This window comes from Leifsonia sp. NPDC014704 (assembly GCF_043083605.1).
GTDB lineage: Bacteria > Actinomycetota > Actinomycetes > Actinomycetales > Microbacteriaceae > Leifsonia.
This window is the reverse complement of sequence record NZ_JBIBYW010000002.1, coordinates 1,479,696-1,497,450: the sequence shown is the minus strand read 5'-3', so window position 1 is coordinate 1,497,450 and position 17,755 is coordinate 1,479,696. Positions and strand designations below refer to the sequence as shown.

The window sequence follows — 17,755 nt, the reverse complement described above, 5'->3', positions numbered from 1 at the left end:
GCACGTTACCCTTTCGTCATGGCTGAGTTGAGACTGGAAGAGTTGAGCGCGCGGACCGTCGTGGCGGCGAACGCGCTCACGCTGAAGCCGGGCCAGGAGCAGTTCATCGCTCCCGTGTCCTACTCGGCCGCGGCCGCGGTCGCCGATCCGAACACCTCGTGGCAGCGCGTCGTGCTCGACGGCGACGAGGTGGTCGGCTTCATCATGGGCAACTTCGACCCGAACGCCGAGCACGAGGAGTTCAAGGCCATTCTGTGGCGGATCAACGTCGACGCCGACGACCAGGGTCGCGGCATCGGCACGTTCGCCGTGCGTGCACTCGCCGACGAGGCGCGCGCCCGCGGCCACCAGCGCCTCTACGTGATCTGGGAGTCGGGCGAGCTCGGGCCGGAGCAGTTCTTCCTCCGCAGCGGCTTCCAGCCGGTCGGCGAGACCCAGTACGGCGAGACGATCGGTGCCCTCGATCTCTGACCCGGAACCCGACCCGGAGGACGCGGCGAGCGCATCCTTCGTCGAGCGGGTGCTCGAGGTCGTGGATGCGATCCCGCCCGGGCTCGTCATGACCTACGGGGATGTGGCGGCGACGCTGGGGTCGCGTGCGGCCCGGATGGTCGGCCAGGTCATGGCGTACTACGGGTCGGACGTGCCGTGGTGGCGGGTCGTGCGGGCCAGCGGACACCCCGCGGCGGGTCACGAGCACATCGCGCTGCAGCACTACCGCGCCGAGGGCACTCCCCTGCTGGGCGGCGGAAAGTCGCCGTACCGGGTAGATTTGCGGGCGGCCCGCTTCGACGACGCGCGGAATCATCCCTCCGACCGATGAACCATTCAGTTCCGTAGTGTTCACTCGTAGGAGATCCTTGTCCCTTTCCCCTGGAGCTGCCGTGCCCCGCATCCGAACCGCCGGAGTCATCGCGACGACGTCCGCCCTCGCCCTGGCCCTGTCCGGATGCTCGGTGCTGACCGCGTTCGAGCCTCACGTCGACTCCGCGATCTGGGACACGGCCAAGGAGATGAAGGCGTCGAACACGGCCCTGATCGGTTCGCCGACGTTCGTGCCGGATGACGCGACGGTCATCCGCGTCGACTACGACACCCAGAACGGGTCGGCGATCATGACGTACACGTCGAAGACGCTGCTCGCGCCGAACGTGTGCTCCGGCGCCGTCGCGACGCCGAAGCCCCCCATCGAGGACAGCTGGTGGCCGGTCCAGGGCATCCCGCCCGAGTCGTCGAAGTGCCCGAACGGCTGGGCCGCCTTCGGGATCGGTCAGCAGGTCTGGGCGGTCAAGTCACCGGCCAAGAAGTAGCGCCGGCCGCCCGCGCGGCGTCAGTGGAACTGCGGGACGATCAGCCAGATCCCATAGAGCACCGCGGCGACGCCGATGGCGAAGCAGACGATCGCTCCGACCGTCGCGGTGAGCGGGCGTCGCCCGGTCCGCACGCTCGCCGCTCCGCCGTCGGCGTCCAGCGGAGCGCCGACGGACAGCAGCCGCAGAGCGACCGCGTAACTGATGACGACCACCGTCGTCGCTGCGAAGGCGACCAGCAGTACCACGACGAACGAACCCCAGTCCACGCCGAGGAACGAGCCGTCGGGGGCCGCCGCGTTGACGATCAGCTGTCGCATCCTCATCCCTCCTGCCCGGCGCCCACGGACGCCGTCGCGCGCGAGCCGGTCGCGTCGTCCTCGGCCACGTCGCCCTCGTTGACGTTATGCCGGGTGACCGGATTGCGGCGCGACAGCGCCCACAATCCGAGACCGGCGAGGAGCCCGACCACGGCGACCCCGATGAGTCCGATCAGGCTGGCCGAGGCGATCCAGGCCGCCAGTCCGCCCACCAAGGCCGCGGCGGGCAATGTCACCACCCAGGCCGTCGCGATCCGCCCGACGACACCCCAGCGCACCGAGGCGAGCTTCTTGCCGAGGCCGCTCCCCACGACGGCACCCGAGGTGACCTGCGTGGTGGAGAGGGCGAAGCCGAGGTGCGACGAGACCAGGATGGTGGCGGCGGACGACGTCTCTGCCGCGAAGCCCTGCGGAGCCTTCACGTCGGTGATCCGCTTGCCGACCGTGCGCATGATCCGCCAGCCGCCGAGGTACGTGCCGAGCGCGATCGCCAGGCCGCACGAGACGATCACCCAGAACGGCGGCGCGCTTCCGGAGCTCAGGTAGCCGGCCGCGATCAGCGTGAGGGTGATGACGCCCATGGTCTTCTGGGCGTCGTTCGTGCCGTGAGCGAGCGAGACGAGGGAGGCGGAGACCGTCTGGCCGTGCCGGAACCCGGCCTCCGCGCCGTGGACCCGCGCATTCCGGGTGATGCGGTAGGCCGCGAAGGTGGCCACCAGGGCGACGCCTCCCGCGACCAGGGGCGACAGCAGAGCGGGGACGATCACCTTGCTCAGCAGCACACCCCAGTCCACGGCTCCGAAACCGGCTCCGATCACGGCGGCGCCGATCAGTCCGCCGAACAGCGCGTGGGTCGAGCTCGACGGCAGGCCGAAGTACCAGGTGACGAGGTTCCACAGCACCGCGCCGACCAGGCCGGCGAAGATCATCGTCGGGGTGATGTCGACACCCGACGACCCCTCCTTGATGACGCCGCCGGAGATCGTCTGGGCGACCGCGGTCGACAGGAACGCGCCCACCAGGTTGAGGACGGCCGAGATGAGCACGGCGGTCCGCGGCTTGAGTGCGCCGGTGGCGACGGAGGTCGCCATCGCGTTGGCGGTGTCGTGGAAGCCGTTCGTGAAGTCGAAGACGAGGGCGACGACGATCACGGCGACGACCGTGACGAGGATGTCCATCGGCGGTCCTTCCGGGAAGGTTGACGGGCACGCGATGCGCCCACCCCCTGAGTACGCCGATCCCCGCCCGCCTTCGTGAACGGCGGATGAATTCTGGTCAGGAACCCTGCACCGGGATGGTGAGCTCGATGATCGTGCCGAGGCCCTCGACCGATCGCACCTCGGCGCGGCCGGACACGGCCTCCACCCGGTCGCGCAGGCCTTCGAGTCCACCGCCCGGCTCGATGCGGGCGCCGCCCTGTCCGTCGTCCTTCACGATGACCGTCACCGTCGCGTCCGCACGCGACACGATGACGGTGCACGTGCGAGCGCGCGCGTGCTTCGCAGCGTTGGCGAGGGCCTCCGAGACGCAGTAGTAGATCGTCTCCTCCACGACCTCGGGCAGCCGGCCGACGATATCCACGTGGACCTCGACCGGCACGTGACTCCGGAGTCCGAGCTCCTCGATCGCCGAACGCAGGTCGCCGTCGCTCAGCACCGTGGGGTGGATGCCGCGGGCGAGCTCCCGCAGCTCGCGGAGGGCATCCGCGAGCTGCTCGGACGCGCGCTGCAGGTCACCGGCGAGCTCCTCGTCGCCGTGCGCTTCGGCCTTCGACGTCGCGATGCGGAGGCTGATGGCCAGCGAGACGAGCTGCTGCTGGCTGCCGTCGTGAAGGTCACGTTCCAGCTTCCGGCGAGCGAGGTAGCCCTCCTCGACGATGCGCAGCCGCGACTCCCGCAGTTCCTGGATGGTGCGCTCCAGCCGCCCGCGCAGCCGGTCGTTGTCGACGGAGAGCAGGAGCGCCGACGAGACGGCATCGAGCAGGCGGTCGTCCTGGCTGAGTGCCACGTCGTGTTCGATGAGGGCGATCGGCCCCTGGTCCGAGTCGATCGCGAGCACCGAGCGACCCGGCCGGTCGGTCGGACCGGCGTCCGGCATCGGTCTTCCGTCGCTGGTCTGGTAGCTCTGCAGCGGCTCGTCCCACCAGAACACGCGCAGGGATCCGTCGTGCAGCATCCGCGCGAGGCTCGACTCCCACAGACCGCGGTCGACCTTGTCGCGCGCGACGATGACGAGGTCCGCCATCCGCGAGCGCAGTCCCCGCGCGTAGAGCACACCGCCGACGAACGCCGGAGGGATCAGCGCGATCGCGACCGGCGGGATGAACTGCAGCCAGCCACCGTCCCAACCGAACGCGAAGCTCAGCGAGTCCTGGACCGTGCCGTAGCACCAGAGCAGGATGGCGAGCGGCATCACGAAGGCCACCCGGCGGGCCGGGAGGGAGCTGGTGAACCACCGCGCGATCAGCCGGGCCGCGACGGTCAGCATGAGCGCCAGCCCCACGAAGCGCCACGCCAGCCCCAGCCAGTAGTCGGCCGTGTCGCTGGGCAGCACCGCGTACGGATTCATCACACACCCGCACTCGGTCGGCTCGGGCGACGAGAACAGCAGGGTGCCGCCGAGACGCACCGCGAAGGCGATGGAGATGGCCAGCAGGATGGCGCGGTCGAAGCGGGCGACCAGCCTCCCCGTCGGGTAGCAGAGCACGAGGAGCCCGACCAGCACCGCCCACAGGTCCGTCACGCCCTGCACCCACGGCCACACCCAGCCCCACTGCCGGACCAGCGGATACCAGGCGCCCGCCGACCAGAAGAAGGCGGCCCCGACCATGAGCCAGCCGGGGATGGGACTCCGCACGATCCGCCAGGCGATCACCGCGCAGACGACGTAGACGACCGCGACCGAGACGAAGACGATGGCCCAGCCGACGCCGGAGGGACGCGGCCCGTAGTCGCCGGTGAGCGCGCTGAGCACCTGCGCCGTGACATTCGACGCGATGGCGACCGTGACGGCCAGCGCGCGGAGGATCACTCGGCCGGCGCCTGGTCGGGCGGGGGCGACGCCGACATCGCCGGTGCGCGCGGCCTCCGGATGCGCCGGGAGCGCGGCGTCCATGGGGTCAGGCGTCCCGGCCGAGGAAGCGCAGAACGGCGAGCACCCGCCGATGGCCCTCGGCGGAGTCCTCCACGCCCAGCTTCGCCATGATGTGCCCGATGTGGGATTCGACGGTTCGCAGGCTCAGGTGCAGCTCGGTCGCGATACCGACGTTCGACTTGCCCTCCGCCATCAGCCGCAGCACGTCCCGTTCCCGCGAGGAGAGCGACTCGACCGTCGCCTCCGACGACCGCGCGGTGACGAGAAGCTGCACGACTTCCGGATCGACTACCGAGCCGCCGCGTGCGACTGTGCGGACCGCGGTGATCAGGGTGTCGGCGTCGGCGACGCGGTCCTTGAGCAGATAGCCGGTGCCACTGCCGGCGCTCATCGCCCGGATCGCGTACGACGCGGTCGTGTACATCGAGAGAAGCAGGATGCCGGCGCGGGAGCCGCTCGCACGCAGGCGTTCGAGAGCCCGCAGCCCCTCGTCGGTGTGGGTGGGCGGCATCTTGATGTCGAGGACGATCGCGTCGACGTCCGCGTCGGTCGCGACGGCGCGCAGGAGTTCCTCGGCGGTGTCCACCGAGGCGACGACCTCCATACCGCCCGCGCGCAGGATCTGTCCGATCCCCTCGCGCAGCAGCACTGCGTCGTCGGCGACGGCCACTCTGAGCGCGCGAGACTCTACAGTCTGTCCCCCGCTCACGCGCTTACCTTAGCAGGGTGCGGATCGCCTCACCGGTCAGCTCGTCTTTGTTGATGAAACCCTCCGCGCCGCTGTCGGCGACCCGTCTTCCGTAGTCGGTCGCCGACCGGCTCGACGTGAGCACGACGGCGGCTCCGGTCGCCCGCATCGCGGGCACGATGTCGAAGCCGCTGGCGTCGGGCAGGCCGACGTCGAGCAGGACGACGTCCGGGGCGAGGCGACGGCTCAGCTCGATGCCGCCGGCCGCGGTCGCACTGTCGCCGACCACCATGAAGCTCTCCAGGCGGAGCAGCTCCGCCGCCTGTTCACGGAACCGCTCGTGGTCGTCGACGATCACAACGCGGAGGTACATGGCACCATCATCTCCGCACGCACCCCGAGGTTCATCCGTGCCTCCACGCAAACGGAATGAGGTGACCCCCCGGATGTGGGCCATCTGGGCCCGGGCCAGGATGTGAGACAACCTCAACGACCCGAACGTCGAGGTTCCCGCCGATGAGCGGGACGAAAGTCCACCCGAGGAGATGGCGATGTCCACCGCGACCCGAACCGCCGACCCGACCGGCGCCGCTGCCGCCCGAACGGACGCGGCGACCGGGGCGGGCGCGGTGGACGGCCGTCACTCCGGGCGGGGCCGACGTGGCGCCGATGAGCTGCCCGTCGTCGTCATCGATCTGACGCGAGCGGCTCGTCGCTTCCGCGACCTGCGCGCTGCCTTCCCGTGGGTGGACGTGCACTACGACGTCAGCGCTCTCGCGCATCCGGCTCTTCTCGCGACCATCTCCGCCGAGGGCGCCGGCTTCACCGTGACCCACGACGCCGCACTCCCGGCCCTCCGCCGAGTGGGTGCAGACCTCGGTCGGGTGCTGCACGCCACGCCGGGTGCGCGCTGGCTGCAGCGGCGTTCCGCCTGGGAGGCGGGCGTCCGCCGGTTCGTCGTCGACGACCCGGACGACCTGGACACGTTCGTCTCCGCACCGGCCGGCACGGAGGTTCTGCTCCGGGTCGACCCGGCCATCGCCGATGCGGTCGCCCGGTACGCGTCGGCGCTCGGGGTGCGCGTCGCCGGCCTCTCCCTCCCCGTCGCTTCGGACACCGCCGCCACCGACCTGGTCGCGCTCCTGCAGCGCGCCGTGCGTGCGAGCGCAGAGGTGTCCGCCGCGACCGGCCGCCGTCTGGAGCTGCTCGACCTCGGCGACACGTTCTCCGACGGCACGGCCATCCGTCCGTCCGAGTGGCCGGCACTCGCCCGCACCATCCGCTCGCTCGTCGCTCCGGCGACCTCCCGCACCACCGTGGTGGCGACGGCCGGTCGCGCACTCGTCGCCGACTGCATCACCGTCTCCGCCGGCGCGGCAGCACGTTTCGCCGACGGCCCGACGGCGAGCGCCTACATCGACGCGGGCTGCGAGGTGGTCGTGCTCCGCGACGGGATGCGCGACGGCCTGCTGTCCCGCCTGCCCCTCTTCCGCACGGCGCTGGCCCGCGAGGCCCCCTCCGTGCGCCGCACCCCGCATGCTCGCGTGGGCGGACACCGCACGCTGCGTCCCTCCCGGGCGCGCTCGACCTGGTCCCCGGCCGGCTGACTCAACCCCTGACCGGCCGGCGACCGGCGGCGGGGACCACGGGAGGCTTCCCCGTGGTCCCCGCCGGAATCGCCCGCGACGTCGAGGCTTGCCCCGACCAGGGTTAGCCGTCCGTGTGTCTGAAGACCACCCTCGTGCCCGCCGAGTCCGGGTCACCGGTGTACAGGGCCAAAACGGTCGAGAACATCGAGTTCTCCGCAGACAGGGACTGGCTGTGGGTTCCGCCCACCGAAACGCTCGGATCGCGCGTATCCGGGAAGTATTTCCACTCGGTCACACCGCTCAGCACGGGATCCTCGTCTTCGGGCGCCTGAGGGAGGGGCGCACCCGAAATCGTCACGACGCCATCCTTCGTGAAATCCAGGGTCGTCGGATGCGGACCATCGCTCACCCAGGTTCCATACAGATCGGACTCCGTGAACTCGACCGGACGCTGCAACCAGAACCAGGAACCGACCTCCCACGCGATGAACAGGAACGTGAGACCCAGAATCAACCACAGCAACCAGACGGGATTTCCCCGGCTCGACCCTCTGAACGCCGACATCACGAGGAACCTTAGCGGCTACCGCGCCGTGGCCTCCTGATAGCGGTCAATCGCCGCATCCCCGGGCCGCCGAGACGACGGCGGGGACCACGGGAGGTCTCCCGTGGTCCCCGCCGGACGCGCGGCCGCACGCGCGACCGTGACCGCTACACCAGCGAATCGCGCCAGGCCGCGTGCAGCTGGGCGAACCGGCCGGTGCCCGCGATCAGGTCGTCGGGCGTGCCGTCCTCGACCACGCGGCCGTGCTCCATGACGAGCACCCGGTCGGCGATCGCGACGGTGGACAGGCGGTGTGCGATGATCACGGCCGTGCGGTCGGCGAGCAGCGTCTGCAGCGCCTCCTGCACCAGGCGCTCGCTCGGGATGTCGAGCGAGCTCGTCGCCTCATCCAGGATGAGCACGGCCGGGTCCGCGAGGAACGCCCGCGCGAATGAGATCAGCTGCCGCTGTCCCGCGGAGACGCGGCCGCCGCGCTTGTTCACGTCGGTGTCGTAGCCGTTCGGCAGACCCTCGATGAACTCGTGCGCGCCGACGGCCTCCGCCGCCCGCACGATCTCGTCGCGCGTCGCATCCGGCTTGCCCAGGGCGATGTTGTCGGCGACAGAGCCGCTGAACAGGTACGCCTCCTGGGTGACCATCACGATCGCCCGGCGCAGATCCTTCGGGTGCAGGTCGCGCAGGTCGACGCCGTCCAGCTTCACCGAACCCGCGGTGGGGTCGTAGAAGCGCGAGATCAGCTTCGCCAGCGTCGACTTGCCGGCACCGGTCGAACCGACCAGCGCGACCGTCTGCCCGGCCGGGATGTCGAGCGTGAACTCCGGCAGGATGACGCGGTCCTTCTTGTAGGCGAAAGAGACCTCGTCGAAGCTCACGTGCCCCTGCGCCGACCACAGGTCGACCGGCTGCACCGGATCCGGAACGCTGGGCTCCTCCTCCAGGACACCGGAGATCTTCTCCAGCGCCGCGGCGGCCGACTGGTAGGAGTTGTAGAACATCGCCATCTCCTCCATCGGGTCGAAGAAGCGCCGCGTGTACAGCAGCACCGCGAGCAGCACGCCGATCGCCAGCTGCCCGTCGGCGACGCGGAAGCCGCCCACCAGCAGCACGACGCCGACCGTGACGTTGCCGATCATCACGAGCCCCGGGTCGAAGATCCCGAACAGCTGGATGACGCGGGCGTTCACATCCCGGTAGTCCTCCACCAGCCCGCCGAAGTCCTTCTCGTTGCGCTTCTCCTTGCGGAACGCCTTGACCGCGCGGATGCCGGTCATGGTCTCCACGAAGTGCACGATCAGCTTCGCCGACGCGACCCGCGAGATGCGGAACAGCACCTGCGAGCGCTTCTGGAACCACCGCGTCAGCAGGTACAGCGGCACGAGCGACACGAGCAGCACGACACCGCTGATCCAGTCGATCGAGAACAGCGCGATCGCGATGAACAGCATGTACAGGAAGCCCTGGACTAGCTGGTTGATGCCCGAGTCGAGCAGTTCCCGGATGGAATCCAGGTCGCTCGTCTGGCGCGAGATGATCCGGCCGGACGTGTACGACTCGTGGAACTCGAGCGACAGCTTCTGCGTGTGCAGGAACACCCGCTTGCGCAGGTCGAGCAGGATGGCCTGGCTGATCCGCGCGCTCAGCACCGTGTACCAGGCGATGAGCACCGCGCCGATCACGCCGGTGACCAGGTACGCGACACCGGCTGCGGCCAGCGGGAACCAGTCCTGCTTGAGCAGCGCCGGGAGGCCGTTGTCGATGCCGAACGCGATGATCGCAGGACCCGCCACCTGGGCGGCCGTGCTCACGACGACCACGACGGCCGTCAGTGCCAGCCGCATCCGCAGCGGGTGCAGCAGCGAGCCCAGCAGGCGCAGCGAACGGCGCCGCACCTGCCGGCTCTCCTCCTTGCTGAGGTCGTTGCGCTCTTCGCCTTCGACGCCCAGGACGGTCGTGGTGCTCACAGGTTCACCTCCTCGAGGATCTCTTCGTTCTGTTCGTCCTCCAGGCTGGAGATGACGAAGCGGTAGTGCTCGCTGCTGGCGAGCAGTTCGTGGTGGGTGCCGACCGCGGTGACGCGGCCGTCCTCCAGCAGGGCCACCCGGTCGGCGAGCATCACCGTGGACGGGCGGTGCGCGACGATCAGGGCCGTGGTCGAGGCGAGCACCCGGCGCAGCGCGGCCTCGACGAGCGCTTCGGTGTCGACGTCGAGCGCCGACAGCGGGTCGTCGAGCACCAGGATGCTGGGATTCGCGGCGACGGCACGCGCGAGCGCGAGCCGCTGTCGCTGACCGCCGGACAGGCTGAGCCCCTCCTCGCCGACCTTCGTCTCGACACCCTCGGGGAGGTCGTAGACGAAGCCCGCCTGCGCCACCTCGAGCGCCTCGGTGAGCACGCGCTCGGCCTCCGCCGATGCGGGGTCGAGGTCGTCACGGCCGAGCAGGACGTTGTCGCGCACGGACGCCGAGAACAGGGTCGCATCCTCGAACGCCATGGCGATCGCCTTGCGCAGGTCGTAGCGGGTGAGGTCGCGCACATCCACTCCGTCTACCTTCACCGCGCCGCCGGTCACGTCGTACAGCCGTGTCGTCAGCGCGGTCAGGGTCGACTTGCCCGAGCCGGTCAAGCCGACCAGGGCCATCGTCTCCCCCGGGCGGACCGTCAGGCTGATGCCGTCGAGCAGATCCGGGAAGCGCTCCGGCGAGTCCTGGTACCGGAAGTGCACGTCGTCGAAGACAAGCTCTCCCCGCGGCTCGGCGATGTGCTTGGGCTCGGCCGGGTCGGTGATCGTGTTGACCTCGTCCATCACCTCGAAGTAGCGGTCCGCCGCCGTGCGGGTGTCGAAGGTCATCGACAGCAGGAAGCCGATCGACTCCACGGGGAACCGCAGGACGGTCGCCGTGGCGAAGAACGCGACGAGCTCGCCGACCGACAGCTGCCCCTGCGCCGACAGCCAGACGCCGACGACGAGGCAGATGCCGAACGCGACGTCCGGGACCAGCAGCAGCCAGAGCCAGATGCCGGCGATGGCCTTCGCCTTCTCGATCTCGGTACCGCGGAGCTCCTCCGCGCGCGACTCGAAGGTCTTCAGCGCGTGCTTGCCGCGCCCGAACGCCTTCAGCACACGGATGCCGTGCACCGACTCCTCGACCGCCGTCGCCAGGTCGCCCGCCTGATCCTGGCTGCGCCGCGCGATGACCGAGTACTTGTTCTCGAACACGAACCCGTAGATCCACAGCGGGATGGAGCACACCAGGAAGATGAGCCCCAGGATCCAGTTCCACCCGATCAGGATCGCGAACCCGACCACGATCGTGACGACGTTGACCACCAGCAGCACAATGCCGAACGACAGCCAGCGGCGGATCATGCTGAGGTCACTGACCGCGCGCGACAGCAGCTGGCCGCTTGGCCACCGGTCGTGGAACGCGACCGGGAGATCCTGCAGCTGCGCGTACAGCGCGTTACGCATCTTCGCCTCGACGTGGGTCCCCGGGGTCAGCACGAACCAGCGCCGCAGCGAGATGAAGACCGCTTCGGCAGCACCCAGCCCGACCACGAGCAGCGCGGCGGGCCACACGGCCGACGGGTCACCCGTCGACAGCGGGCCGTCGACCAGCCAGCGCAGCACCTGCGGGATGCTCAGCGCGACGAGGCTGGCCAGCAACGCGGCCACCATGCCCAGGATGATGCGGGGCGCAGCGGACTTCGCGAACGGGAGGATGCGCAGCAGGATGCGCGCGGTGCTCTTCCGCTTCGCGGCGGTCTTCGGAGTCCGAGTTTTCGGAGTCTGGGTGTTCGGAGTCTGGGTGTTCGGAGTCTGGGCGACAGACATGGATGATCCGTTTTCTGTAGGTGTCCGACGTCATGGAGCCGGCGGCGAGCACGCGGAGGAGTCGCCGAAGACGCGCCGACGATGGCGGGTCTTGTGGTGTGGATGCGGGGAGCGTCCGCAGACGATCCCGGTGTCGTGCGCGGCAGCGCGCGGCGAGGGGCGGGGAGCTACCGCCCGGACGGTCGGGCGTCGGCCGCGAGAGCGGCGACGATCCCGGGCACGGTGGTCTTTCGTGCGGTCTCGATCGTCGTCATGGCGTCCTCCCAGCCTCGATGTACACGTCCGTTATGCCGCGACAAGGCAGCCCTACAGCATATTGCCAGGTTCTCGCCGAATGCAAGAGTTTTTCTCACGTCCCCGTGGAGGGTTGGCCTGTCGGAGGCGCCGGGTACGGTGGCCGCGTGCGCAGAGGGGCCGTTTTCGTGCTGTGTCTGGTGCAGTTCGTCGACGTCCTGGGCGTGACGAGCGCGACCACGGCGATTCCCGCCATCCTGAGCGGCCTGGGCGCATCGCAGTCCGCGGCTGGCCCCCTGGCGACGGTCTACGCCATGTTCTTCGGCGGCGTCCTCATCCTGGGCGCTCGGCTGGGCGACCGTTTCGGGCATCGACGCATCCTGCTCGTGGGCATCGGCATGTTCGGCGCCGTCTCCGTGCTGGGCGGCACCGCTGCCGTCTGGGACCAGGGAGCCCTCGCCGTCGTCCTGGTCGCCCGGGCGCTGCAGGGGGCGGCCGCCGCATTGTCGGTCCCCTCGGCACTGCGGCTGCTGCTCTCGGCGACACCAGACGCCCCGCAGCGCAGGAGCGCCCTCGCGGCGTGGAGCGCCACGGGAGCGGCAGCGGGCGCATCCGGCTTCCTGGTCGGCGGGCTGCTCGTGCAGGCGTTCGGGTGGCCGGCCGTCTTCTGGGTCAACCTGCCGCTCGCCGTCGCGCTGACGATCGGCATCGTCGCCACGGTGGCGGGGGTACCCGAACGCTTCGAGAAGGGGCCGATCGACGCCCTGGGCGCCGCGCTTCTCATCCTCGCGGTCATGGCCGTCATCGCGGGCGCGGCCTGGATCGAGCAACCAGCAACCCGGATGATCGGCGTCGCGGCGGTCGGTGCCGGCGTCGTCCTCGCCGTCCTCCTCGGCATCCGGCTGCGCACCGCCCGCGCACCCCTCATCCCCGCGGCCGCCTTCCGGTCGCGCCCGCTGCGGCACGGCACCCTGCTGTCGTTCGTCAACACTGCGACCACCAGCTCGACCGCCGTCCTGGCGACCCTGTTCTTGCAGGAGCGGCTCGGACTCGACCCGATCGCCGCCGGACTGACACTGATGGCGCTGAGCGTCGCGGTCATCTTCACTTCGACGAGTACGCGCGCGTTGCTGAAGCGGCTGAGTGCTTACGCCGTGTGCGGGATGGGCATCGCGGCGATCGCGCTCGGCTGCCTGCTGATGGCCCTGACCGTCGGCACCTGGTGGGGCATCTTCGTCGGAGTCGCACTGGCAGGCGCAGGGCTGGGGCTCTCATCCGTCGCCGCGACGACGATCGGCACGACAGTGCCCGACGACCTCGCGGGGAGCGCAAGCGGCATCCTCAACACCGGAGCCCAGCTCGGAACCGCACTCGGCACCTCCGCGCTGGTGCTCGTGGCCACGGTGGCGGGCGTCGGTGCGGGATGGGCTGCCGCGGCCCTGCTCGCTGCGGCGACCGCAGCGTGGTGCGCCCTGCCTGCTCGACTCAGAGCACGCCGGGAGTCGCTGGAGGGAGTCAGCGGATCCGGATCGACAGGCAGGTGACGCATCCCTCGAGCTTCTCGAACTCCGAGATGTCGACCTGGATGACGGTGTAGCCGAGGTCCTCCACGAGCGCCACCGACTGCGGGGCCGACGACGACATCAGCACGGTGTCGTCGGAGAGCACGACGACCGCGGTGCCATGCGCTTCGGGCACGGGGAGGAAGCGCTCGAAGACGCGCGGGTCGTCCACGATCGGCTCGTAGCCGATGATCGTCCCGTCGGGCAACGCCGTCACAGCCGTCTTCAGGTGCAGTGCCTTCGTGACCGGTACGGCGACGACGGTGTACCCGAGCGGCGCGACGAGGGCACGGAGCTGGCGGATGCCCTCCGCGTTCGTGCGCCCACCGCGACCGACGTAGACCGTCGATCCGACCTTGAGCACATCGCCGCCCTCGAGCGTCCCCGGCGCCTCGATGCGCTCGAGGTGCAGACCCTGCGCTCGCAGCGCGGCCTCCGTGCCCACGACCTCCGCGCGGCGCGACTCCGCGCCGGGCAGGGTGATCACGGCGGTGTCGCCGAAGACGACGGCGGTGTCCTCCACGAAGACGGAGTCGGCCATGGAGTCCGCGCTCGCGACCTCGACGGTCTGCCAGCCGGCCTCGGAGAGGGCCGCGACGTAGGCGTCCCACTGCGCGTCCGCGCGCTCCGCATCCACCGGCTGGCGGTCGATGTGAGTCACCAGGCCCTCGGCGAGATTGCCGGCGGGGATGCGGACCAGCGCGACCTTCCGGTCGGTCTCGAAGCGGCTGCGGGTGCCCTCGACGACGCGGAACAGCCACCGGCCGAACGTCGGAGTGAGCGCGGTGATGGCGACGGCGTAGAGGAGGTTGATCCCGAGCAGCGTGCCGAGCACCGCGACGATCAGGTCGCCGCTGAACGGCGAACCGCCCGAGGTGGCGGTCAGGATGGTCCCGACCGCGGGCGCCAGCACTCCGGCCAGCACGCCCGCGATCAACGCCGTCCACCACCGGTCGAACGCACCGACGAAACCGGCGACCCAGAGCAGCACGAAGGCGATGACGCTGGTCAGCGAGAAGTAGTTGCTGACGGCGACGATCAACGCCCCCGACGGGGCCGACGACCCGGCGAGGCTCCCCACGTAGAACGCGGCGATCATCGCCGCGTGAACGACGAGGACCACCACGAGGGCAGCGACAAGGGATGCGATGAGCCGGCGGCCCCAGGAAGACGTCATGGGAACCAACCTAGCGGAGCGCTGCTATGCGTTCGCTGGCTCCCGGAGCCGGTCGAGCGCGAGCTCCTCCGCTGCCTGCAGTGTGGTGACCCCGCGCTGGTCGGCCGCCCGGAAGATCTCGGCGACCGTGTCGCCGATCCGCTCGACGCGCTCCTGCGTGGCCTCGGCGGTCACGCCGGGCTCGCCCGCCATCGACAGGAAGATCACACCGCCCGCGTTGACGACGAAGTCGGGAGCCCACAGGATGCCGCGTGCGGCGAGACGCTCCGCTCCAGAGCGGTGCGCGAGCTGGTTGTTCGCGGGGCCGACGACCGCGGCGACCCGGAGCTCGTCGATCACCCGGTCGGTCAGGACTCCGCCGACACCGGCGGGGACGAAGACATCGCCCTCGACGCGGTGGGCGTCCTCCGGCTCTACCCAGGTGGCGCCGAGCGCGTCCGCGAGGGCGCGCTTCGCGGGGTTCACGTCCGTGACGGTGAGCACGGCGCCTTCGCTGGCGAGGCGCATGGCGATGAGCGATCCCACGTGGCCGAGGCCGAGCACGATCACGTGGCGGCCGGCGACATCCCGGCTGCCGAACGCACGCTCCATAGTGGCCTGCAGACCGGCGTAGACGCCTGCCGCGGTCGCATCGCTGGGCTCCCCGACCCCGCCCTCCGACGGCGGGAGGCCGCAGACGTGCGCGGTGCGCGACGCGACGACGGACATGTCCTCGGCGCTCGTGCCAACATCCTCCGCGGTCATGTAGCTGCCGCCGAGCGTCTCGACGGCGTCGCCGAGATCGAGCATGGCCTCGTAGCGCTCGGTCGGTGTGAGCACCGTGCCGCGCGGCACATAGACGACGGCCTTGCCCCCGCCGCGGTGGAGACCGGCCGCAGCGTTCTTGAGGGTCATGCCCTCCGCCAGCCGCAGCGAGTCGGCGACCGCCTCCTGCCAGGAGTCGTACGTCCAGACCCGGCATCCGCCGAGGGCCGGGCCGAGGACGGTGGAGTGGACCGCGATGCTGATGGTGAGACCGCTCCGCCTCCCCTTCACCACGTGCAGTGTTTCGTGCGGCAGGTCTGCGGGCAGGACGGACATCGGTGTCTCCTCGTGGGATCGCGGTGAAAATGTATGACGGTCTTGTGGACCGCCGTCCATTCTCCCGCGACCCGGCCGCGGAGGCAACGTCGCCGCGCGTTCTCCTAGTGGAAGAAGTGCCGCTCGCCGGTGAAGTACATGGTGACTCCAGCCGCCTTCGCCGCCGCGATCACATCTTCGTCGCGGATGCTGCCGCCCGGCTGCACGATCGCGCGGACGCCCGCGTCGATGAGGATCTGCGGTCCGTCGGCGAACGGGAAGAACGCGTCGGATGCGGCCACGGAGCCGGCCGCCCGCTCCCCCGCCCGGCTGACCGCCAGGGTGCACGAGTCGACGCGGTTGACCTGGCCCATGCCGACCCCGACGGAGGCGCCGTGGTGGGCGAGCAGGATGGCGTTCGACTTCACGGCGCGGCATGCCTTCCACGCGAACTCGAGGTCGGCGCGGGTCGCCGCGTCGGCCTCTTCGCCGGCGACCAGGGTCCAGGCTTCCGACGAAAACTCGTCGAAGCGGTCGGAGTCCTGCACGAGCACGCCACCCGAGATCTGGCGGAACTCGGTCAGCGCGCGGGCGTACCCCTCGGGCAGCTGCAGGATGCGGAGGTTCTTCTTCGTCTGCAGGAGCTCCAGCGCCTCCGGTTCGTAGCCCGGGGCGATCAGCACCTCGGTGAAGATGCCCTTCACGGTCTCGGCCATGGCGAGGGTGACCGTGCGGTTGGCCGCGATCACGCCGCCGTACGCAGACACCGGGTCGCACTCGTGCGCCTTGCGGTGCGCCTCGGCGATGTCGTCCGCGACGGCGATTCCGCAGGGGTTCGCGTGCTTGATGATGGCGACGGCCGGCTCGCGGAAGTCGTAGGCGCTGCGCAGGGCGGCGTCCGCATCCACGTAGTTGTTGTACGACATCTCCTTGCCGCCGAGCTGGGTCGCCTGGGCGATGCCGGTGCCCTTCGGGTCGGCGTAGAGGGCGGCCGCCTGGTGCGAGTTCTCGCCGTAGCGGAGGGTCTGCTTGAGCTCGGCCCGCGCCTCCCACCGCTCGGGGAAGTCGTCGGTGGAGGGGGCTGCGCCCGCGAACCAGGCGGCGACGGCGCCGTCGTAGGCGGCCGTGTGCGCGAATGCCTTCGACGCGAGCTCGCGCCGCTGGTCGAAGGTCGTGCCGCCGGCGGCGATCGCATCCACGATGCCGTCGTAGTCTGTTGGCGACACCACGATCGCCACGTTGGCGTGGTTCTTCGCGGCGGCGCGCACCATGGCCGGGCCGCCGATGTCGATCTGCTCGACGACGTCGTTGCCGACCGCGCCGGAAGCAACCGTCTCGACGAACGGGTACAGGTTGACGACGACGAGCTCGAACGGCTCGATGCCGAGGTCCTTGAGCTGCTCCTCGTGCGACGCCAGCCGGAGGTCGGCGAGGAGGCCCGAGTGGATGGCCGGGTGCAGCGTCTTCACGCGCCCGTCGAGCGACTCCGGGAACCCGGTGACGCTGGCGACATCGGTCACCGCGTGACCGGCGTCGCGGATGGTCTGTGCCGTGGAGCCGGTGGAGACGACCTCCACTCCCGCCGCGGCGAGCGCGGATGCCAGGTCGAGCAGTCCGGTCTTGTCGCTGACCGAGATCAGGGCGCGGCGGATCGGGACGAGATCCCGCTCGCGGTACAGGCTGGCGTCGTGACGGGGTCCGCTCATGCTCGGGCAAGCTCCTCGAGGTCGATGTGTCCGTTGGCGATGTCGAGCACGGCGTCGATGAGCAGCCGTCGCTCCACAGGTTTGATGCGCTCGTGGAGGGCGGCCTCGGTGTCGCCCGGCTCCACCTCCACGCGCTCCTGGCTGATGATGGGGCCGGCGTCCACACCGTTGTCGACGACGATCAGGCTCGCCCCGGTCTGGGTCACGCCGGCGGCGAGCGCGTCGCGGACCGCGTGCGCGCCCGGGAACTCGGGCAGGTACGCGGGGTGCGTGTTGATGAGCCGCGGCGACAGCGCTTCGACCACCCGTGGCGGCACCAGACGCATGAAGCCGGACAGGATGGTCAGGTCGGGCTCCCACTGGCGGATCTGCTCGAGCAGGGCGTCGCCCCACTCCTCCCGGCTCGGATACGACGTGAACGGCACCGTGAAGGTCGGGATGCCGAAGCGCTCCGCGTGCTCGAAGCCGTCCGCGTCGCGGTCGGCGCCCACGGCGACGACACGGGCGGGGAACTCGGCGTCTTCCGAGGCCTCCAGCAGGGCACGCAGGTTGGAGCCGCCACCGGAGATCAGCACCACGATCGAGAGCACTCCACCAGCCTAGCGGCGTGCGACGACCGG

17 protein-coding genes are annotated in these 17,755 nt (G+C 70.3%); 5 read left to right on the top strand and 12 right to left on the bottom strand.

The features are described 5' to 3' along the window. Positions 1 to 18: 18 nt before the first annotated feature. The 3 genes from ACF1AJ_RS18765 to ACF1AJ_RS18755 all read left to right on the top strand — a co-directional run bounded on the left by ACF1AJ_RS18765 (position 19) and on the right by ACF1AJ_RS18755 (position 1,310). The gene (locus ACF1AJ_RS18765) at positions 19 to 471 is read left to right on the top strand and encodes a GNAT family N-acetyltransferase (RefSeq protein WP_026307266.1); all 453 of its coding nucleotides are present in this window, start codon (positions 19 to 21) and stop codon (positions 469 to 471) included. Beyond that, positions 455 to 823 carry an MGMT family protein gene (locus ACF1AJ_RS18760; RefSeq protein ID WP_391508696.1) on the top strand — a complete coding sequence of 123 codons (369 nt, stop codon included), beginning with the start codon at positions 455 to 457 and terminating at the stop codon, positions 821 to 823. The genes ACF1AJ_RS18765 and ACF1AJ_RS18760 overlap by 17 nt, the downstream gene beginning before the upstream one ends. Before the next feature lie 61 nt (positions 824 to 884). After that, entirely contained in the window at positions 885 to 1,310 is a 426-nt protein-coding gene (locus tag ACF1AJ_RS18755; protein ID WP_391508695.1) for a hypothetical protein, read from the top strand. A gap of 20 nt (positions 1,311 to 1,330) precedes the next feature. Here ACF1AJ_RS18755 and ACF1AJ_RS18750 read toward each other — a convergent pair whose 3' ends face one another. The 5 genes from ACF1AJ_RS18750 to ACF1AJ_RS18730 all read right to left on the bottom strand — a co-directional run bounded on the left by ACF1AJ_RS18750 (position 1,331) and on the right by ACF1AJ_RS18730 (position 5,784). Continuing rightward, positions 1,331 to 1,630 carry a hypothetical protein gene (locus ACF1AJ_RS18750; RefSeq protein WP_391508694.1) on the bottom strand — a complete coding sequence of 100 codons (300 nt, stop codon included), beginning with the start codon at positions 1,628 to 1,630 and terminating at the stop codon, positions 1,331 to 1,333. A gap of 2 nt (positions 1,631 to 1,632) precedes the next feature. Beyond that, positions 1,633 to 2,808: an anion permease gene (locus ACF1AJ_RS18745; RefSeq protein ID WP_391508693.1), complete on the bottom strand. Its 1,176-nt coding sequence runs from the start codon at positions 2,806 to 2,808 to the stop codon at positions 1,633 to 1,635. Between the two features lie 97 nt (positions 2,809 to 2,905). Further along, positions 2,906 to 4,744, bottom strand: a complete 1,839-nt coding sequence (locus ACF1AJ_RS18740) for a histidine kinase (protein WP_391508692.1) — start codon at positions 4,742 to 4,744, stop codon at positions 2,906 to 2,908. Positions 4,745 to 4,748: 4 nt separating this feature from the next. Next, a complete protein-coding gene (locus tag ACF1AJ_RS18735) occupies positions 4,749 to 5,393 on the bottom strand; it encodes a LuxR C-terminal-related transcriptional regulator (protein WP_391508691.1) in 645 nt (214 codons plus the stop codon). A gap of 43 nt (positions 5,394 to 5,436) precedes the next feature. Then, positions 5,437 to 5,784, bottom strand: a complete 348-nt coding sequence (locus ACF1AJ_RS18730; RefSeq protein ID WP_018191889.1) for a response regulator — start codon at positions 5,782 to 5,784, stop codon at positions 5,437 to 5,439. A gap of 178 nt (positions 5,785 to 5,962) precedes the next feature. On the opposite strand from ACF1AJ_RS18730, the gene ACF1AJ_RS18725 reads away from it, so the two are divergent. Next, complete coding sequence (locus tag ACF1AJ_RS18725; protein WP_391508690.1) at positions 5,963 to 7,018, top strand: hypothetical protein; 1,056 nt, start codon at positions 5,963 to 5,965, stop codon at positions 7,016 to 7,018. Between the two features lie 103 nt (positions 7,019 to 7,121). Here the strand turns inward: ACF1AJ_RS18725 and ACF1AJ_RS18720 are convergent, their stop codons facing one another. From ACF1AJ_RS18720 to ACF1AJ_RS18710, 3 genes are all read right to left on the bottom strand, one after another. After that, positions 7,122 to 7,565 carry a hypothetical protein gene (locus tag ACF1AJ_RS18720; protein ID WP_391508689.1) on the bottom strand — a complete coding sequence of 148 codons (444 nt, stop codon included), beginning with the start codon at positions 7,563 to 7,565 and terminating at the stop codon, positions 7,122 to 7,124. A 146-nt stretch (positions 7,566 to 7,711) separates the two neighbouring features. Next, positions 7,712 to 9,526 carry an ABC transporter ATP-binding protein gene (locus ACF1AJ_RS18715; RefSeq protein ID WP_391508688.1) on the bottom strand — a complete coding sequence of 605 codons (1,815 nt, stop codon included), beginning with the start codon at positions 9,524 to 9,526 and terminating at the stop codon, positions 7,712 to 7,714. Continuing rightward, positions 9,523 to 11,397 (bottom strand): ABC transporter ATP-binding protein, encoded by a 1,875-nt coding sequence (locus ACF1AJ_RS18710; protein WP_391508687.1) that lies wholly within the window; start codon positions 11,395 to 11,397, stop codon positions 9,523 to 9,525. Before ACF1AJ_RS18710 ends, ACF1AJ_RS18715 begins: the two co-directional genes overlap by 4 nt. Positions 11,398 to 11,798: 401 nt before the next feature. On the opposite strand from ACF1AJ_RS18710, the gene ACF1AJ_RS18705 reads away from it, so the two are divergent. After that, positions 11,799 to 13,175 carry an MFS transporter gene (locus ACF1AJ_RS18705; RefSeq protein WP_391508686.1) on the top strand — a complete coding sequence of 459 codons (1,377 nt, stop codon included), beginning with the start codon at positions 11,799 to 11,801 and terminating at the stop codon, positions 13,173 to 13,175. On the opposite strand, the gene ddaH is transcribed toward ACF1AJ_RS18705, so the two are convergent. The 4 genes from ddaH to purN all read right to left on the bottom strand — a co-directional run bounded on the left by ddaH (position 13,147) and on the right by purN (position 17,725). Beyond that, positions 13,147 to 14,370, bottom strand: coding sequence for a dimethylargininase (gene ddaH, locus ACF1AJ_RS18700; protein ID WP_309860910.1), 1,224 nt, complete (start codon positions 14,368 to 14,370; stop codon positions 13,147 to 13,149). The genes ACF1AJ_RS18705 and ddaH overlap by 29 nt on opposite strands. Positions 14,371 to 14,394: 24 nt before the next feature. Beyond that, positions 14,395 to 15,450 carry a Glu/Leu/Phe/Val dehydrogenase dimerization domain-containing protein gene (locus ACF1AJ_RS18695; protein WP_391508685.1) on the bottom strand — a complete coding sequence of 352 codons (1,056 nt, stop codon included), beginning with the start codon at positions 15,448 to 15,450 and terminating at the stop codon, positions 14,395 to 14,397. Between the two features lie 104 nt (positions 15,451 to 15,554). Next, positions 15,555 to 17,135: a bifunctional phosphoribosylaminoimidazolecarboxamide formyltransferase/IMP cyclohydrolase gene (purH, locus tag ACF1AJ_RS18690; RefSeq protein WP_391508683.1), complete on the bottom strand. Its 1,581-nt coding sequence runs from the start codon at positions 17,133 to 17,135 to the stop codon at positions 15,555 to 15,557. Beyond that, the gene (gene purN, locus ACF1AJ_RS18685; RefSeq protein ID WP_018191897.1) at positions 17,132 to 17,725 is read right to left on the bottom strand and encodes a phosphoribosylglycinamide formyltransferase; all 594 of its coding nucleotides are present in this window, start codon (positions 17,723 to 17,725) and stop codon (positions 17,132 to 17,134) included. Before purN ends, purH begins: the two co-directional genes overlap by 4 nt. Positions 17,726 to 17,755: the final 30 nt, after the last annotated feature.

Coding starts and splice junctions, on each gene's coding strand:
- ACF1AJ_RS18765 (WP_026307266.1), top strand. CDS start 19: ATGGCTGAGTTGAGACTGGAAGAGTTGAGCGCGCGGACCGTCGTGGCG.
- ACF1AJ_RS18750 (WP_391508694.1), bottom strand. CDS start 1,630: ATGCGACAGCTGATCGTCAACGCGGCGGCCCCCGACGGCTCGTTCCTC.
- ACF1AJ_RS18745 (WP_391508693.1), bottom strand. CDS start 2,808: ATGGACATCCTCGTCACGGTCGTCGCCGTGATCGTCGTCGCCCTCGTC.
- ACF1AJ_RS18740 (WP_391508692.1), bottom strand. CDS start 4,744: ATGGACGCCGCGCTCCCGGCGCATCCGGAGGCCGCGCGCACCGGCGAT.
- ACF1AJ_RS18730 (WP_018191889.1), bottom strand. CDS start 5,784: ATGTACCTCCGCGTTGTGATCGTCGACGACCACGAGCGGTTCCGTGAA.
- ACF1AJ_RS18725 (WP_391508690.1), top strand. CDS start 5,963: ATGTCCACCGCGACCCGAACCGCCGACCCGACCGGCGCCGCTGCCGCC.
- ACF1AJ_RS18720 (WP_391508689.1), bottom strand. CDS start 7,565: ATGTCGGCGTTCAGAGGGTCGAGCCGGGGAAATCCCGTCTGGTTGCTG.
- ACF1AJ_RS18710 (WP_391508687.1), bottom strand. CDS start 11,397: ATGTCTGTCGCCCAGACTCCGAACACCCAGACTCCGAACACCCAGACT.
- ddaH (WP_309860910.1), bottom strand. CDS start 14,370: ATGACGTCTTCCTGGGGCCGCCGGCTCATCGCATCCCTTGTCGCTGCC.
- ACF1AJ_RS18695 (WP_391508685.1), bottom strand. CDS start 15,450: ATGTCCGTCCTGCCCGCAGACCTGCCGCACGAAACACTGCACGTGGTG.
- purH (WP_391508683.1), bottom strand. CDS start 17,135: ATGAGCGGACCCCGTCACGACGCCAGCCTGTACCGCGAGCGGGATCTC.